Genomic DNA, 15,184 nt, shown 5'->3' with positions numbered 1-15,184 from the left:
CCCGCCTGCTCCCTGCATGTGGGGGGGGTAAACCAAAGGATGGTGGAGGGGGGCCCATGGCCCCGATCACACGTACCTTGGCTCAACCCCTACCAGGCCTTCAAGATCATCCCGTGGCGGCTTTTAGCCTCACCTTGCCTGGACCCCTACGGAACGATGTGATGGCCCCGGCAAGGGTCGGGGCCACCCAGACGAGGAGAACAACGATGAACCTGTTGAAGCTGCTGTTCAAGGCGATCACGTCCAACCGCGATCCCGACGCCCTGCCCCGCTCGGAGATCTACCGCTGGATCTGCGACACGTGTGGCGACAGGTATGCCGGCTCCGGACGGCAGCATGTCGGGAACGTCGCCGTTGCGCACCGGCGACGGAGCGGCGGCAAGTGCCGGACGCCGAAGGTGTACTCCTCCGAGGTGTGACGGCGCCGGGCGGCGGGCGGCGGGCGAGTCCGTCGAGCAGATCGACCTGATCATCCCTACCGGCAAGCGCAAGGGCCAGAACCCCGGCCTGGCCAGCATCTACCGGGCGCTCGCCGAACACGAGAAGCGCCAGGCGTACCCGGAAGCCGCCGAAGCAGCACAGGCCGCCTTCGCCGCCCTCCGGACCGGCTGACAGTGAATCGACCTTCGAGATCATTTCATTGCCCGTTTTGCACGCACCCTGGCTGGATCCGTGGATGCCCGTGGGAGTATGGAAACTGAAGGGTCTTCAGTGGGAACCCGGAGGTTCGTCGCCGTGCTGCGAGGGGGTGGACCCGTGGGTTCGTGGTGAAGCCACGGTATCGGCTTCGGTTGACTGTTCCATGAGTTGCCGTGCGGAGGGCGCGTAACGAATCGCGGTCTTCTCGTCGATGAAAAAGATCGGAGCCTCACGACCCGAGCGAGGGCATTGATGGACCGCCACCACCGATCATGATCGTTCTCACCGGTACTGACTGTCCGGCTGGTCCCCATGGCCGGGCTCGCGGGTCCGGGTCGATTACAGCGGCGAGCGGCCCGTACTCGCGGTGAAACTGCAGGAGTTGTTCGGCTGGTCTGCCGCCTTCGCGCTGGCGGACGGGCGGGCCCCGCTGACCGTCCACCTGCTCTCCCCGGCTGGGCACCCGGCCGCCGTCACCGGCGGCCTCGCGTCGTTCTGGCGCGAGGGCTACCGCGCCGTGCGGGCCGAGCTCCGCGGCCGCTACCCCCGCCACCCGTGGCCGGAGGACCCGGCTGCGGCCGAGCCGACCCGGCGGCTCAACACGCCCAACCGGGGAGCGCCACGGGCAGCCCGGGGTCAGCCGCCACCCGAGCCGGCCGAGGCCGACCCGCCGGAGGTCCAGCCGGAGTTGGGCTGCGGCCGATCGCGCGTGCTGCGCTCGGTGCGCAGCTCCACCACGACCCCAGCCGGGCCGAGCAGGGCCTCCAGCGCGTCGGCGAGCCGCTGCGGGTCGCCGACGAACGGGAGCGCGAGCCGCTCCCGGACGCCCCGCAGGACGAGTTCCAGCGCGAGCGTGGAGACGGCCGGCTTGTAGTCCCCCTGGTACGGCTCCACCACCTTGTGCGTCAGCCGCACCTCGCGCAGGGTCTTGACGGGCAGCCAGTCGTCCGGCCCGGCGGCCCGGACCAACCGCAGAGACGCGGGCACCCCGGCCGGCGCGAACTCCACCCGCAGGATGTCCCGGGCCCGGGATAAGGCCAGCGCCAGCCAGCCGATCAGGTACTCCAGCCCGGCGATCACCCCCACCACCACGAACACGGTCGACGCCCGCGCCCCGGCCAGCGCCATCCAGAAGGCGACGAGCAGGGTCGGCACGCCCAGAGCGAGCGGAGTGAACAGCGCCGGCCCCGCCGAGGTCAGCGCGTTCCACGCCGGCCCGGCCGGGCCGACGCGCAGGACCAGATCCGTCGAGTCGGGGCCTTGTCTCAGCAAGGGATCGGTGGCCATGCCTCCAGCGTAGGACCGGTCCGCAAGAGCGCCTCGACCATATCCGGCCGATGGGGCACGACTTCGACGGCCGTATCCCACAGCCGGCGGGCGCGGCCGGGCTCCCAGGGCTCGAACCACGGGTCGGGCCACTGCTCGGCGGCGGCCATCAGCGGGTAGAGGGTGGCGCCCTCCAGGCTCTCGCGGATGATGTCGGCGTGACCGCCGTGGCGTCGGTCTCCTCGATCAGGTGCAGCAGCACCCACCGCACCGACTACTCCTCGACGTCGGCGGGGAACCACGGCACACCCCGGGGGACGGAACGCCCTGGCCGAGGTCGGCGATGCCGGCGACGGCCTCGTCGGTCTCCCCGGTCGCCAGCTCGTAGTCGGCCAGCAGCCCGGCAAGGGTCTCGCCGGGCGCGGGCCGGAACTCGTCGTCGTCCGACTCGTCGGCCGCCCGCTGCAGGGCGCCGGAGCGCCGCAGGACGAGGGCCGTCCAGCCACGCTCGCAGCGCGCGGCGTGCTTGATCAGTTCGGCGATGCTCAGCTTACTGGGCGGAGGGAGTGACCCGGCCCTGCTCCTCGGTCAGGCCGTACGCGGGGATGCGCAGCAACTGCCGCTACTGGTCGAGGAGGCGAGCCGCGCAGGACCCGCCCGAAGTAGGCGTCGGCGTCGGCGGGCTCCATGTCCCATAGCGGTCGGCCGAACCACGTGCGGATCTGCTCCAGGTTGCCGATGTCCCCGCGGATGGTGCCGTCTGCCAGCCCTGCCGAGGCCCGCGCCAGCACGAAGCCGGAGAGCACGTCCGTCTCGAACGCCTCCAGTTGCTCAGTCGAAACCGGTGCCCTGAAGTCGCGCAGATCCCGTACAGCGGCCAGCGCCAACCCGAGCCCCCTCAGCTTCACCCAGAAAGTGGAACCATCGTTAAAGCTGAGATTGCTTCATGAATCATGAACTTCCTTCACTGGGACCCGAGCCACGGAGGGAGGGTGAACCCCCTGGCCAGCAGGCTGGACTCTCTCCGGGGATCAGTGGAACTCACGGGATGTCGCACAGTAGGCGCACAGCCTGTCGCGCGCCTACCACCGGCGGACCAGGTTCATGGATGGCTGTCACTCCTCCCTGACAGGGGTGAGTCTGCCGGCGGTGGTGCGTAAGTCGGGCATGCCCAGGTGGACGGTGGACGGTTGTGCTGCACGCTCGTGCACGGCCTCCAGCTTCTGCGCTGCGGCGGCCATGGTGGTCTCGATGGCGGCCATCTCGCCAAGCCAGCCCGGGTCCCGGGCCTCCTGGAGGCGGTCGACGAGGTTGGCGTGGATCTCCTGGAGACGTGGCATCTGGGCCGGGTCCACGAGCAGTAGGGGACATCTGACGCAGGCGTTTTCATGCTGGCACGGGGTCGCGTAGTCGCGGCCGCAGGTTCCCAGGGCGACCTTGCGGAGTTCGAAGTGAGCCAGGAACTCGTCCCACTCGGTAGCGGTGAGCTCGCGGTACTCCTCGCTGGGCCGCTCAGTTCGGCGGCGGGCGATGAAGGCCCGGTGATGGGAGATCACGTCCCCCGGGTAGATCGCGGCATAGCCCATGGTCGTATCCAGAATGGCGTGCCCGCAGATCTTCGCGGCGATGTGCGGGGGCAGTCCGGAGCGGATGGCGTCGGTCACGAAGATCCTTCTGAAGTCGTGGGGACGCCATTCGAGCGGGTCGCCGGCCATGGTGATCTGGGTGGACTGCGAGGTCGTGACTAGGCACTCGCGGATGTAGCTGCGGGTCAGCGGCCGGTCCTCGGTTCCGTACCGGCGTTGGAACAGGAACGGCATGGGCGGGCTCCAGGTCTGCTCGAACACGTCGTAGCCGACACCAGCGGCAGGGCGGCGTTCCCGGCCCGGACCCGGAAGATCACTGCGGTCAGCACCTCCGCCAGCTCCGGGGAGACCAGCAGCAGGCGCTCCGCATCGGTCTTGGACGGGGCGACCTGCAGCATCGGCACCACCTCGCCGGTGGTGGGCAGGCTGTAGGCGATGAAGCTGTGGTGGGTGAGCTCCAGCATCTCCTCGATCCGGATGCCGGTGTGCCGCAGCACCTCCACCGTCGCCCAGGACCAGAACGCCGCCTCCTCCTCGTGGGTCAGGTTCCGCCGCCTGCCGGCGGCCACCTCGGTGACGTAGACGCGGCGGGCCTGCCCGGACCCGCAGCGCTCGAACTCCTCCCCGGCGACGAGGAACCGTCCACCGGCCGGCATCGCGCGAGCTGCGGTGATGCGGGCCTCGGCGTCCTTGCGCTGCCGGTCGACGGCGCGGAGCAGGGCGGGCAATTGCGGCAGTTGGGTCCTGGTCCGCTGGTCCATCCGGGACTTCACCCCTGACCTGGACTTCTTCGTCGCGCACTCGTTTGCCTTGATCGGGCACGGCGCCCCCCAGGGCGCCCAGCGCGCCGGGTCGTCGGCGGCCCAGCGGGCGATGTCCTGGTAGAACGCCCGGACGAACACCAGTTCGCTGCGGAAGTTCACCCGCGGCCGCACCGGGTGGCCCTGGGCGTCACGGATGTAGGCCAGGCGTTCCTTCCATGCCTGCGCGACCTCAGGTGTCAGCCGCAGCGAGTCGATGCCGGGATGGTGGATCTCCAGGTCGCGCCAGAACAACCGGCACAGGTTGCGGGCGATGGAACGCAGCGAGACGTGGTCGAGTTCGGGAGCCCGCTCGGTGAAGTACTCGACCAGCAGGTCACGGACGGCCCGGCACTCGATGGCGTACGCGTCGACGATCTGCTCGACGCTGCGGCGGCCTTCGATGCGGAGCGCACGTAGCCGTAGCGGTGCGCTGGCCGGGAGCACTCCGGTCTCCTTGAGCAGGGCATAGAACAGCGGCCGGCCGGCGCTGCCACGGAAGTGGTGTTCCTGTGCGGCGGTCAGTTCGATGCAATCGCCGACGGTGATGTCGCTGACCAGGCCGCCCTTGCGGATCACGAACCAGGTGAGCTTGTTCAGGGCGTCGGACCTCGCTGTGGCTGTCGCGTGCTGAGCCAGCTGTTCGAGTCGATGGAAGGCATCGGGGTCGCTGGCGGCCCGGGACTCGGTGAGCATCACTGTCACGCGCTGCCGCAGCAGCCACGGGTAGCTGGGGCGGATCGCCTGCCCGGCGACCAGGAGCACCAGTCCCGTGGCCAGCTCATCGCGCCAGTGGCTCTTGGATGTGCCGCGTTCCTGCAGGGGCAGATCGGTCCACTCGAAGCCGGCGTCGTCCGCCCCGCTGGCCATCCAGCGATCCTGCCAGGTCTCTCCCGGCTGGCCTTCGAGCCAGTCCAGCAGCTTGCCCAGGCCCCGCCGCCGGGTCTTGTCGCGGGTCAGGCCCGCACCGGGGTCGGTGAACAATCCAAGCAGCCGCTCGACCAGGCTCTCCCAGCTCTGACGGGTCTGCCACCAGCTCGCTTCGCCGACTCGCGGTTCCCACTCCAGCGCGTTCCCCACGTCATGTGGCTCGACGGCCCTGGCGACGTCAACGTTCGCGGTCGGGTTCACCGGCTTTCGCCGCCCGGAGCCGAGGTGCCGAACAGCGCTGCCAGCACCTCGGGGCGGTAACCCGGCGCCGGCGGGGCCGGCGGCTTGGCCTGCTCGGCGCGCTGTCGTTCATGGTGGGCCAGGACGGGGGCGACGACCTCGTCGGGCGTGGGAGCGATGTAAATTTCCGTAGTGGTGATGTGGGCATGTCCCATGACCCACTGCACGTCGGCGAGGGTCAGGTTCGGATCGCGGACCATCCTCTTGGCCGCGCTGTGCCTCAGGTCGTGCAGGGTCCAGTTCGCGCCGAGCAGCTGGTTGGCACGGGTGAAGACCATCCGGGCTGCGTCGTACTCCAGCGGGCGGAAGGGCCGTCGCAGAGTCCACCACAGCGGCTCCGACGGGTGCTTGGGGACCATGCCGCGCAGTTCCTGCTGGTAGAGCCGCAGCCAACGAATGCGTCGGCGGAGGCGGGAAGGTGCTGCAGGACCTGGCTGCCCTTGCGGACCACGCCGATCGTCTGGTCCCCGGGCGAGACCAGGCCCTGCGGGACACCCAGCAGCTCGGAGGCGCGGGCGCCGGTCGAGATGTAGACAGAACGCCATCAGAGCCCTGTCCCGGTTGTACTTCAACCCGGCGAACAGGTCGTTGAACGCCTGGTCAGGAATGATCCGCGGAGTCGGCTTGGGCTCCTTGGGCTGGTAGGTGCCCCGGCGCGAGGGCCGCCGGAACGGCTGCATCGGGTTGTGATGCGCATTCGGACTCCCCTCGTCGGCAGCCCCGCCCTGCGGGAACGGGTTGATCATCGGTCGGCCGTGGGTCTCGCGGTGGTACTCGTAGAACGACCGGATCACCGCGCGAGCGTGCCGCCTTGTCCGAGCGGCATAGTTCTCGCCGGGCACGGCCTTCCCAGTGACCGGGTTCACCGAGCCCGGGGTGGGTGCGTCGGGACGGCGCCGCCGGGGCGGCTTCTTCGTGGTCTTCAGCCACAGTGCGAAGTCACGGGCCTCGACCCGGCTCGCCAGATGCCAGGGAACGTCAACGGCGCGTAAGAACCGGACCCACGCCAACAGCTCATAGGCGTAGGACCGCAGCGACGTCGGACTCGCGTCGTCGGCGAGCATGTGGTGCAGGAATTCACTGACCGCCGCCACCTCGGTGCCATCAGCGTCTACGAGCCGGAACGGCTGCAGCGGGTCATCGCTCTTCTCGACGCGGCCGACCCTCGCCACCTTCAGCGCCGCCACATCCCGGACCGTCGTGCTGTGCTCTGGCCTCCATTCCTCCACGGGCCGACCTACTCGACGACACGCGATGAAACCAGATCCACTACCACACGCGCAGTCACCGCGACCCGCCAGCATGAGCCACAACCACCTTGTCCTCACTATGAGTTGACCTCGAAGGGAGCCCAAGCTCGTTCGGTCAACGGGACTTGCGATGCGCCATGCTCCGGCCAGACCCGGCCGAACGACCCCGGCTCATCGAGATCCGCGACAACCTCATCGACCGCATCGTCGAGGCCAAGCGGGAAGGCTGGCTAGGCGAAGTCGAAGGCCTCGAAACCAGCCTCGCCGGCGCCAACGACAAGCTCGTCCAGATGGACGCCGCCACCGCCCGCACGGCTTCGGCGGTCGATCTCGGGATGCCCACCTTCAACCAGATCGCGGGACGCGCCACCGACAGCCGACACCGTTCTCCGCTTCATGAGCGACAAGTCAAGCGTCCCAAGGACCGCACCATGCGTCGATCGCTGCTCTGGAGCTGTCCGCCCACTCGGTCGCGGTCCCGCGCGTATGCGGAAGCGCATCGACCCAGCGTTCCCAGAGGCCGTCCGGAGAAACGAATCGCTCGGCGTGACTTGTGCCCAGCTGGGAATCCAGCTTCATGAGAGCTCCAAGGGCGGATCCCTGGTCATACCGGCATTCCAACTGCGGAAGATAACGGTCCAAATAGGAAACAAGGATGTCCGCATCATCCTGGCTACCGAACCGGGAGAGCGCAAAGCAGTAGCCCTGACCTGCATAGGTGAGTTCACTGGCCAGCAGGAGGCCCCCGATGCGTTCACGCCATTCAACCCGGCGGGCACACCGGCCAACCACGCAGCGGTCAGTCGGGAACGCCATTCATACCCAAGGAGTGCCCTGATCTCCTGGTCGCTCGCCTGGTAAGAATCAGCTTGCAGCGAGCCTACGAAGGCAGCCCGCGCCTTCTCCTCAAGGCGGAGGAAATTACCTCCCAGCAGTTTGAGGTATCGCCGTTCACCAGCGACATACCGGGCCACGACATGCCCCTGGCCGACTTCCTGAGGATGCTGCATGCTCATCGCCGCATCATGACCTACCCAGGAGACAACCCCACAAGCGGGGGCCCACGAGATCCGGGCCATAGTTCAGAGAATCCGAGACCCTGATCACCTGGGCGGCCATCACCCTCATGACCAGGCGACTCGCCCGGAAGGGCGCCACCCCCAGCTGGCCGAGGAAACCGGTGCCGGCCGACGCCTGAGCGAGTTTTCAGATTCCTGGTCAGGAGGCCGCGTTGTCTGGGCGCTGAAAGTCATTCAGTGAGCTTGAGTGAACGAAGGTCAGCGTCCAGCATGCGGATCAATTCACCAACCCGTCCTCCGCCGTCTGGTGCCGCTGGGAAGCGTTTGAGTACGTCAACGACGACCGGTGTCGCACGATGCACCGCTCGCTCAACGTGTTCGGCACCAATGCTCGGATTGTCGCCAGCGACGAGTTCGGCTGCTCTGGCCGCGTGAGCGCCTGCTCCGAGGATGTGCTTGACCTGGGTGGCCTTGGCCAGAGGATGCAAGTAGGCGGCGCCTGCCGCCGACATCGCTGCCCGAGCTGCCTCGCCCGCAGCGGCAGTATCCGCGCTCTTGACCGCCTTGAGGGCTGCCCACGCTGTGTCGCGCAGAGATTGCCCACGCTCACCGCCCCGGGCGAACTCCCACGCGGCACCGATAGCGTCTCGAGGACGCGAGTCGTCCGGCTGATCCGCCTCGAATACCTCAAGCACCACTTCCGCGCATGCCGCAGCGAACGCGGTGACCTCACGAAGGTCTTGCTTGCTCAGAGCAATCTCGGTCGCTTCCCCTGCCATGGTTCCATCCTCGCCCATTGCGCTGGACAGCAAGGCGGCAGGGGGCAGCAGCTGAGCGTGGTCAGAGCCTCTTCGGCCAGTGGGTGCAGGCGCCTTTCGCGTGGGTCGCCTGAGGATCAGAAACACGCACTTAGCTTGTGCTTTATGGTCTGCCCTGGTTGCGTTCGGTGATCGTCTCGGGTCGTTTGACGGTCTTGCCCCCGTCGTAGCGCGTGGCGGGGTGTCGGTTCTTGGAGCCGAGGGGCCTGCCGGGGTCTGCCCGGTTCGGTTTGGGTGCACGGGCTGGGCATGGCATGTGGGGGCGGAGGTTCCTGAACCCGCGGCGGACGCGGGCGGGGGTGAGTCGCCCGGGCTCCGCATGACGTTCCCAGGGACGGCGGAGGTCTTCGGCGAGGGGACGGGCGAGGCGGAGTTGAGTGTGGGCGGCGATGATCAGCCAGGTCCATCGGTCCGCTGCCACGGGCGTGCGGAGTTTCGGACGGGTCCTGCCGAGCGTCTGCTTGATCATTCTAAAGGTGTGCTCCAGGTCGAACCGGCGGAGGAACGCCTGCCAGCGCCGATCGACGTCTTCGCAGCTCAGGCCAGTGGCGGACGACCAGAGCCAGAGTGGCAGCGGGTCCCCGCCGGCAGGCAAGCGGTCGACTTCCAGGCGGATCTGGGTGCCTTCGATGACCGGCAGGGGGCCGGTGTGGTCGATCCACGCGGACCGGGTGGTCAGCCTGGGGTGGATGCGGTCCCAGGCCAGCGCGCGGACAGTCCCGTAGCGGTCTGTGACCTGTACCGTCGCGGCATCCGGATCACCCCATGTCTCCGGGCGAGCAAAGCGAAACTCCTTGCCGTGCTTCGGTGGCCGTCCACCCTCCGGCGGGGAGATCCGGGGAACCGGGACCGGCTTGCGCATCACGCGGTCCGTGCGCATTCGCCCGAGGACCTCCACCGGCAGCCCTTTCAGTAGGTGAGCCATGCGTGGAGCGTCGTAGCCAGCGTCGAAGACAATCAGGATGTCGGAATCTCCGACGTGCCATCGGCCCATGTCGATGAGGTCCTCGACCACGCGACGGACCTGGGCGGCGGTGGCCTCGGCGACGTCGTCGGCCGGCCCCAACCGCAGGGCATCCAGGATCTGGCACCACGAGGTCCGGCCCGATTCCAGGGCGGCGACGAACGAGTAGGGCCAGCCCGGCACGAACTGGTCCGAGGACCGGCCACCGCGGCCGTAGACATGACAGAACAAGCGGTCCGCACTGGTCGGCGCGTCCGGCCGGAGCCAGTGGGTGATGTCCACCGCCAGGACCAAGCGCCCGTCGGCGGCCTGCGGCATGGGTAACCCGGCTAGCACTTGTCGCAGTCGCGGCACGTCGACGTTCCCGTTGTTCAATGCGTCGTACATCGAGCCGTGTCCGCGCCGATGTTCGGCCACCAACGTCAGGTCCACCGGCGCAGTTACCGGCCCGTCCGCACACAGCAGCGCGTCGGCCAGCTCGAACAGCTCGTCCCCGCGGGCGGTCAGGCAGTCGAAGAAGTCGTTCCGGAAGCGTGATGCTTCGGCGAACGCTTCCCCCGGGACATCGAGGTGCGGCAGGCTCATCCCCACGGCCTTCGTTCTGATTCGGTGCATTCCTTGGTCGGAGCACAGAATCGGACGGAGACCGCCCACACGTCTGGTGAACTTCCGCGTGAGGGAGTCAGTTCGACGGACAATTCGACACAACGGAGCTCGGGAGCTTAGGCAATTCGCCGAAGTCGTGGCTGAAGGGAGCGGTAGTGAACGGGACGTGGTGGCTCACACAGGGCGACACCCGGATCGGCGAGCTACGGCAGTACGCAATTGATCAGCCAACGTTCCTCTGCCACTTCATCCCGGGGCCCGGATGGGAAGGGGTCCGTGCGCTGTTCGAGAGCTGGGCGGCCCTGCACGGCCCGGACCCCGACGGCTCTCGAACAGTGCAGGCCATCAAGCCCATCATGGACCTCGGACTAACGCTGGTTGCCGAAGACGAAGGTCGGCCCATGGCGCTCTTTAAAGAGTGCATCGTCCGTATCGACGGCGACACCGCCCGCGTGCGCTGCTGACCTCAACGAAGCCGCCGACCATAAAGCACAAGCTTAGAGGTGCCTCCAGATGCCGCCGAACAAGCCTACGGGCACGAGGGTCTTCCGGTGCCGGCCTAGGGGGCGGCGACGTACGCCGCGAGGTGTTCGCCCGTGAGGGTGGAGCGGGCGGCGACGAGGGCGGCGGGCGTACCCTCGAAGACGATCTCGCCGCCGTCGTGGCCGGCGCCCGGGCCGAGGTCGATGATCCAGTCGGCGTGTGCCATGACCGCCTGGTGGTGCTCGATGACGATGACCGACTTGCCGGAGTCGACGAGCCGGTCGAGCAGACCGAGCAGGTGCTGGACGTCGGCGAGGTGGAGGCCGGTGGTCGGCTCGTCGAGTACGTAGACGCCGCCCTTCTCGCCCATGTGGGTGGCCAGCTTGAGCCGTTGCCGCTCGCCGCCGGACAGCGTGGTGAGGGGCTGGCCGAGGCTTAGGTAGCCGAGCCCGACATCGGCGAGCCGGCCGAGGACGCGGTGCGCCGCCGGCGTGTGCGCCTCGCCGGAGCCGAAGAACTCCTCGGCCTCCGTCACCGACATCGCGAGCACCTCGCTGATGTCCTTGCCGCCGAACGTGTACTCGAGCACCTCGGCCTGGTACCGCTTCCCCTCGCAGTCCTCGCAGGGGGTGGCGACGCCGGCCATCATCGCCAGGTCGGTGTAGATGACGCCGGCGCCGTTGCACGTGGGGCAGGCGCCCTCGGAGTTGGCGCTGAACAGCGCCGGCTTCACGTCATTGGCCTTCGCGAACGCCTTGCGGATCGGGTCGAGCAGCCCCGTGTACGTGGCCGGGTTGCTCCGCCGCGAGCCGCGGATGGGCGCCTGGTCGACCGACACCACGTCCGCCGAGGCGGGGACGGAGCCGTGGATCAGTGAGCTCTTGCCGGAGCCGGCGACGCCGGTGACCACGCACAGCACCCCGAGCGGGATGTCGACGTCCACGTCCCGCAGGTTGTTGGTGGTCGCGCCGCGGATCTCCAGCGAGCCGGTGGGCGTGCGCACCGTCTCCTTGAGGGCGGCCCGGTCGTCGAGGTGACGCCCGGTGACGGTGCCGCTGGCCCGCAGCTCCTCGACGGTGCCCTCGAAGCAGACGGTGCCGCCCGCCGTACCGGCGCCGGGGCCCAGGTCGACGACGTGGTCGGCGATCGCGATCGTCTCGGGCTTGTGCTCGACGACGAGCACCGTGTTGCCCTTGTTCCGCAGCCGCAGCAGCAGGTCGTTCATCCGCTGGATGTCGTGGGGGTGCAGGCCGATGGTGGGCTCGTCGAAGACGTACGTCGTGTCGGTGAGCGAGGAGCCGAGGTGGCGGATCATCTTGACGCGCTGTGCCTCGCCGCCCGACAGCGTGCCCGCCGGCCGGTCGAGCGCGAGGTAACCGAGGCCGATCTCCACGAACGAGTCGAGGGTCCCCAGCAGCGCGGCGAGCAGCGGCGCCACCGAGGGCTCCTTGAGGCCGCGGACCCATTCGGCCAGGTCGCGGATCTCCATCGCGCAGGCGTCGGCGATGCTGATCCGCTTGATCTTCGAGGCCCGGGCCCCCTCGCTGAGCCGGGTGCCGTCGCACTCGGGACAGGTGGTGAAGGTGACCGCCCGCTCCACGAAGGCCCGGATGTGCGGCTGCATCGCCTCCTTGTCCTTCGACAGGAACGACTTCTGGATCTTGGGGATCAGCCCTTCGTAGGTGAGGTTGACGCCCTCGACCTTGACCTTGGTCGGCTCCCGGTAGAGGAAGTCCTGCATCTCCCTCTTGGTGAACTCGCGGATCGGCTTGTCCGGGTCGAGGAGGCCCGACTCGGCGTAGACCCGGACGGTCCAGAAACTGTCCGACTTCCAGCCCGGGATGGTGAACGCGCCCTCGGCGAGCGACTTGGAGTCGTCGTAGAGCTGGGTCAGGTCGATGTCCGAGACCGCGCCCCGGCCTTCGCAGCGCGGGCACATGCCGCCGGTGCGGTGGAAGGTCGCCTTCACCGCCTTCTTGGCGCCGCGCTCGACGGTGATGGCACCGCTCGCCCGGACCGAGGGGACGTTGAAGGCGTAGGCGCTGGGCGGGCCGATGTGCGGCTTGCCGAGCCGGCTGAAGAGGATGCGCAGCATCGCGTTGGCGTCGGTGGCGGTGCCGACGGTGGAGCGGGGGTCGGCGCCCATCCGCTGCTGGTCGACGGTGATCGCGGTCGTCAGCCCGTCGAGTACGTCGACCTCCGGCCGGGCCAGCGTCGGCATGAAGCCCTGGACGAAGGCGCTGTAGGTCTCGTTGATCAGCCGCTGCGACTCCGCGGCGATCGTGTCGAACACCAGCGAGCTCTTGCCCGATCCGGAGACGCCCGTGAACACCGTCAGCCGGCGCTTCGGGATCTCGATGCTGACGTCCTTGAGGTTGTTCTCGCGCGCGCCGTGCACGCGGATCAGATCGTGGCTGTCGGCCACGTGCGGCGCGGGCGACTGCGTGTCCGGACTCGTGGCCTTGGCCCTGCTCATCGTGTGTCTCCCTCTGTTGCCCCGGGGGCCGCCTCGGCGGTCCCCGTCGGCGTCGCCGGGTCCGATGCTAAGTGCGGTGCGGGGGCGGGCGCTTCTCGATTCCTGACCGGTTCGCCGGCCGAGCTTGTGCGATCGCCTTGTGTGATCACTTTTAATACGTTCATACTCAGCACGAGTGTTTTGGAAACGATAGTTCTTCCTCGTGGCCAGAGCCGCTTCCTACGTCAGCCACGTCAGCCCCCTCGGAAGGAGACGGCATGACCACGGCACCCGGCCCGCGCCTCGCCGGCGTCGACGCCCTGCGCGGCTTCGCGCTGTTCGGCATCCTGATGGTGAACATCACCTACCTGGCCTCGGCCTACCACGGAACCGGCGTCGAGGAGCCGGGCTTCGGCGGGCCGCTGGACGACACGGTCCGCTTCCTGGTGGCCGCGCTCTTCGAAGCCAAGTTCTTCCTGCTGTTCTCCTTCCTCTTCGGCTACAGCTTCACGCTGCAACTGGCCTCCGCCGAGCGCGGCGGCGTCCCGTTCGTACCGCGCTTCCTCCGCCGCCTCGGCGGCCTGTTCGTCCTCGGCGTCCTGCACGCCGTCGTGCTGTTCCCCGGGGACATCCTCACCACGTACGCGGTCCTCGGGCTGATCCTGCTGGCGGTGCACCGCATCCGGCCGCGTACCGCCGTACGGACCGCCTTCGCGCTGCTCGCCGTCACCTCGGCCGGGTACGTCCTCCTGGCCCTCGCGGTACACGGGGCGGGAGGCGGCGGGGTGGACCCCGTCGCGGCCGCGGCCGACGCGGCCCGGGCCACCGAGGCCCTGCGCGGCAGCCCCGGATCGGTCGTCGCGGCCCACCTGGAACAACTCCCGGACGTCGCCTTCATGCTGGTCCTCTTCCAGGCGCCGGCCGCGCTGGCCGCCTTCCTGCTCGGCCTCGCCGCAGGACGGGGCGGCGCCCTGACCGACCTCACCCCCCACCTCGGCACCCTGCGGCGGATCCAGGCCGCCGGCTTCACCGTCGGGCTGCTCGGCGGGCTGGTGTACGCCCACGCGAGCCTGACCGGCCCGGGCACCGCCTACCAGGCCCTCGCGCTGGGCATCGACGTGATCACCGCCCCGCTGCTGGCCGCCGCGTACGCCGCCACCGTCCTGCGCCTCGCCCACGGCCGCCGGGGCCGTACGACGGTCGCCGTGCTGGCCCCCGCGGGACGCATGACCCTGACGAACTACCTCACCCAATCCCTCGTCTGCGCCCTCCTCTTCACCGGCTACGGAGCCGCGCTCGTCGGCCGGATGTCCCCGGCCGCGGTGGCCGTCACGGCCCTGACGCTGTTCGCGCTCCAGGTGGTCCTCAGCCGGTGGTGGCTCGACCGGCACCGCTACGGCCCGGTCGAAAAGCTGCTGCGGGCCTGGACCCACCTCGCCCGGCCGGACCGGCGTCCGGGGACCGGGCCCGTCATCGTGCGCTGGCCCGGTCACGCGGCCGCCGAGCGCGGGCTGCCGGACCTGCTGGCCGCGTACCACCTGCGCACGGAGGCCGAGAAGGGCACGCCGCTCGCGGACGCGGACGCCCTGCCCGACCGGTACCGCGCCGAGGTGGTGGACCCGCGCGCCGCCTTCGCGCATGCCACCGTGTTCGTGGCGCTCCTGGGGCGGCGGGCCGTGGGCTGCCTGGTGGTCGGCGCGCCCGTGGACGGCCGGTGCGAACTCAAGCGGGTCTGGACCGACCCCGCCTGGCGTGGCCGGGGGATCGCCTCCGCCCTCGTGGCCGCCGCGCTCGCCCACTGCGCGGAGCAAGGGGTCGACACCGTGCGCCTGACGGTGTGGAACTGGCGGACCGGTGCCATCGCCCTGTACGAGAGGCTCGGTTTCCACGTCGCCGAGCCCTGGGAGGCGCGTGAGGGCCTGGTGTGCATGGAGCACAGGGTCGCCGCCGACGCGTCCGCGACGAGCCCGGGCGGGGCGGGCGCTTCGTAGGGGGTGTCCGGCGGGTCAGGGCCGGGCCCGGGTCGTCTGGTGCCGCGCCTTGCCGCGTTGTCGTCGGTCGTCGATGCTCCGCATGGACTCCCTCCTCCGCCTTGCAATGCACGGCACCAGACGACCCGGGCTATCCG

At 69.2% G+C, this 15,184-nt stretch carries 14 protein-coding genes and 3 pseudogenes; 6 read left to right on the top strand and 11 right to left on the bottom strand.

Going from position 1 to position 15,184, the window contains the following annotated elements; translation table 11 throughout:
* The first annotated feature begins 206 nt into the window (after positions 1 to 206).
* The 3 genes and pseudogenes from ACZ4TV_RS02775 to ACZ4TV_RS02765 all read left to right on the top strand — a co-directional run.
* On the top strand, positions 207 to 419 hold the full coding sequence (locus tag ACZ4TV_RS02775; protein ID WP_468129962.1) for a hypothetical protein: 213 nt from the start codon (positions 207 to 209) through the stop codon (positions 417 to 419).
* Positions 337 to 612 carry a hypothetical protein gene (locus ACZ4TV_RS02770; RefSeq protein WP_468129960.1) on the top strand — a complete coding sequence of 92 codons (276 nt, stop codon included), beginning with the start codon at positions 337 to 339 and terminating at the stop codon, positions 610 to 612. Before ACZ4TV_RS02775 ends, ACZ4TV_RS02770 begins: the two co-directional genes overlap by 83 nt.
* Before the next feature lie 346 nt (positions 613 to 958).
* Positions 959 to 1,240, top strand: a pseudogene (locus ACZ4TV_RS02765) (ATP-dependent helicase C-terminal domain-containing protein); the annotation flags it as partial.
* A gap of 35 nt (positions 1,241 to 1,275) precedes the next feature.
* Here ACZ4TV_RS02765 and ACZ4TV_RS02760 read toward each other — a convergent pair.
* From ACZ4TV_RS02760 to ACZ4TV_RS02715, 10 genes and pseudogenes are all read right to left on the bottom strand, one after another.
* On the bottom strand, positions 1,276 to 1,926 hold the full coding sequence (locus ACZ4TV_RS02760; protein WP_468129958.1) for a hypothetical protein: 651 nt from the start codon (positions 1,924 to 1,926) through the stop codon (positions 1,276 to 1,278).
* Complete coding sequence (locus ACZ4TV_RS02755) at positions 1,905 to 2,171, bottom strand: hypothetical protein (RefSeq protein ID WP_468129956.1); 267 nt, start codon at positions 2,169 to 2,171, stop codon at positions 1,905 to 1,907. The genes ACZ4TV_RS02760 and ACZ4TV_RS02755 overlap by 22 nt, the downstream gene beginning before the upstream one ends.
* Positions 2,152 to 2,436 carry a mycothiol transferase gene (locus ACZ4TV_RS02750; RefSeq protein WP_468130690.1) on the bottom strand — a complete coding sequence of 95 codons (285 nt, stop codon included), beginning with the start codon at positions 2,434 to 2,436 and terminating at the stop codon, positions 2,152 to 2,154. Before ACZ4TV_RS02750 ends, ACZ4TV_RS02755 begins: the two co-directional genes overlap by 20 nt.
* Positions 2,437 to 2,450: 14 nt before the next feature.
* Positions 2,451 to 2,813 (bottom strand): hypothetical protein, encoded by a 363-nt coding sequence (locus tag ACZ4TV_RS02745; RefSeq protein WP_468129954.1) that lies wholly within the window; start codon positions 2,811 to 2,813, stop codon positions 2,451 to 2,453.
* A 207-nt stretch (positions 2,814 to 3,020) separates the two neighbouring features.
* Positions 3,021 to 3,725: a tyrosine-type recombinase/integrase gene (locus ACZ4TV_RS02740; protein ID WP_468129952.1), complete on the bottom strand. Its 705-nt coding sequence runs from the start codon at positions 3,723 to 3,725 to the stop codon at positions 3,021 to 3,023.
* Positions 3,677 to 5,371, bottom strand: coding sequence for a hypothetical protein (locus tag ACZ4TV_RS02735; RefSeq protein WP_468129950.1), 1,695 nt, complete (start codon positions 5,369 to 5,371; stop codon positions 3,677 to 3,679). Before ACZ4TV_RS02735 ends, ACZ4TV_RS02740 begins: the two co-directional genes overlap by 49 nt.
* A gap of 47 nt (positions 5,372 to 5,418) precedes the next feature.
* Positions 5,419 to 6,648 carry a tyrosine-type recombinase/integrase gene (locus tag ACZ4TV_RS02730; protein WP_468129948.1) on the bottom strand — a complete coding sequence of 410 codons (1,230 nt, stop codon included), beginning with the start codon at positions 6,646 to 6,648 and terminating at the stop codon, positions 5,419 to 5,421.
* A gap of 471 nt (positions 6,649 to 7,119) precedes the next feature.
* Positions 7,120 to 7,721 (bottom strand): annotated as a pseudogene (locus tag ACZ4TV_RS02725) (DUF6000 family protein).
* 239 nt (positions 7,722 to 7,960) lie between these two features.
* The gene (locus ACZ4TV_RS02720) at positions 7,961 to 8,542 is read right to left on the bottom strand and encodes a putative immunity protein (RefSeq protein WP_468129946.1); all 582 of its coding nucleotides are present in this window, start codon (positions 8,540 to 8,542) and stop codon (positions 7,961 to 7,963) included.
* A gap of 109 nt (positions 8,543 to 8,651) precedes the next feature.
* A complete protein-coding gene (locus ACZ4TV_RS02715; RefSeq protein WP_468129944.1) occupies positions 8,652 to 10,097 on the bottom strand; it encodes an NF041680 family putative transposase in 1,446 nt (481 codons plus the stop codon).
* 176 nt (positions 10,098 to 10,273) lie between these two features.
* On the opposite strand from ACZ4TV_RS02715, the gene ACZ4TV_RS02710 reads away from it, so the two are divergent.
* Positions 10,274 to 10,582, top strand: coding sequence for a hypothetical protein (locus ACZ4TV_RS02710; protein WP_468129942.1), 309 nt, complete (start codon positions 10,274 to 10,276; stop codon positions 10,580 to 10,582).
* 95 nt (positions 10,583 to 10,677) lie between these two features.
* On the opposite strand, the gene ACZ4TV_RS02705 is transcribed toward ACZ4TV_RS02710, so the two are convergent.
* Entirely contained in the window at positions 10,678 to 13,077 is a 2,400-nt protein-coding gene (locus ACZ4TV_RS02705) for an ATP-binding cassette domain-containing protein (protein ID WP_468129940.1), read from the bottom strand.
* Positions 13,078 to 13,334: 257 nt separating this feature from the next.
* Here ACZ4TV_RS02705 and ACZ4TV_RS02700 point away from each other — a divergent pair.
* Both ACZ4TV_RS02700 and ACZ4TV_RS02695 read left to right on the top strand, forming a co-directional pair.
* A pseudogene (locus ACZ4TV_RS02700) lies at positions 13,335 to 14,480 on the top strand (DUF418 domain-containing protein); the annotation flags it as partial.
* A gap of 48 nt (positions 14,481 to 14,528) precedes the next feature.
* Positions 14,529 to 15,047, top strand: coding sequence for a GNAT family N-acetyltransferase (locus ACZ4TV_RS02695; RefSeq protein WP_468130688.1), 519 nt, complete (start codon positions 14,529 to 14,531; stop codon positions 15,045 to 15,047).
* Positions 15,048 to 15,184 lie beyond the last annotated feature (137 nt).

Source organism: Streptomyces sp. NPDC028910 (assembly GCF_055564955.1).
This window is presented reverse-complemented; position numbering and strand designations above follow the sequence as displayed.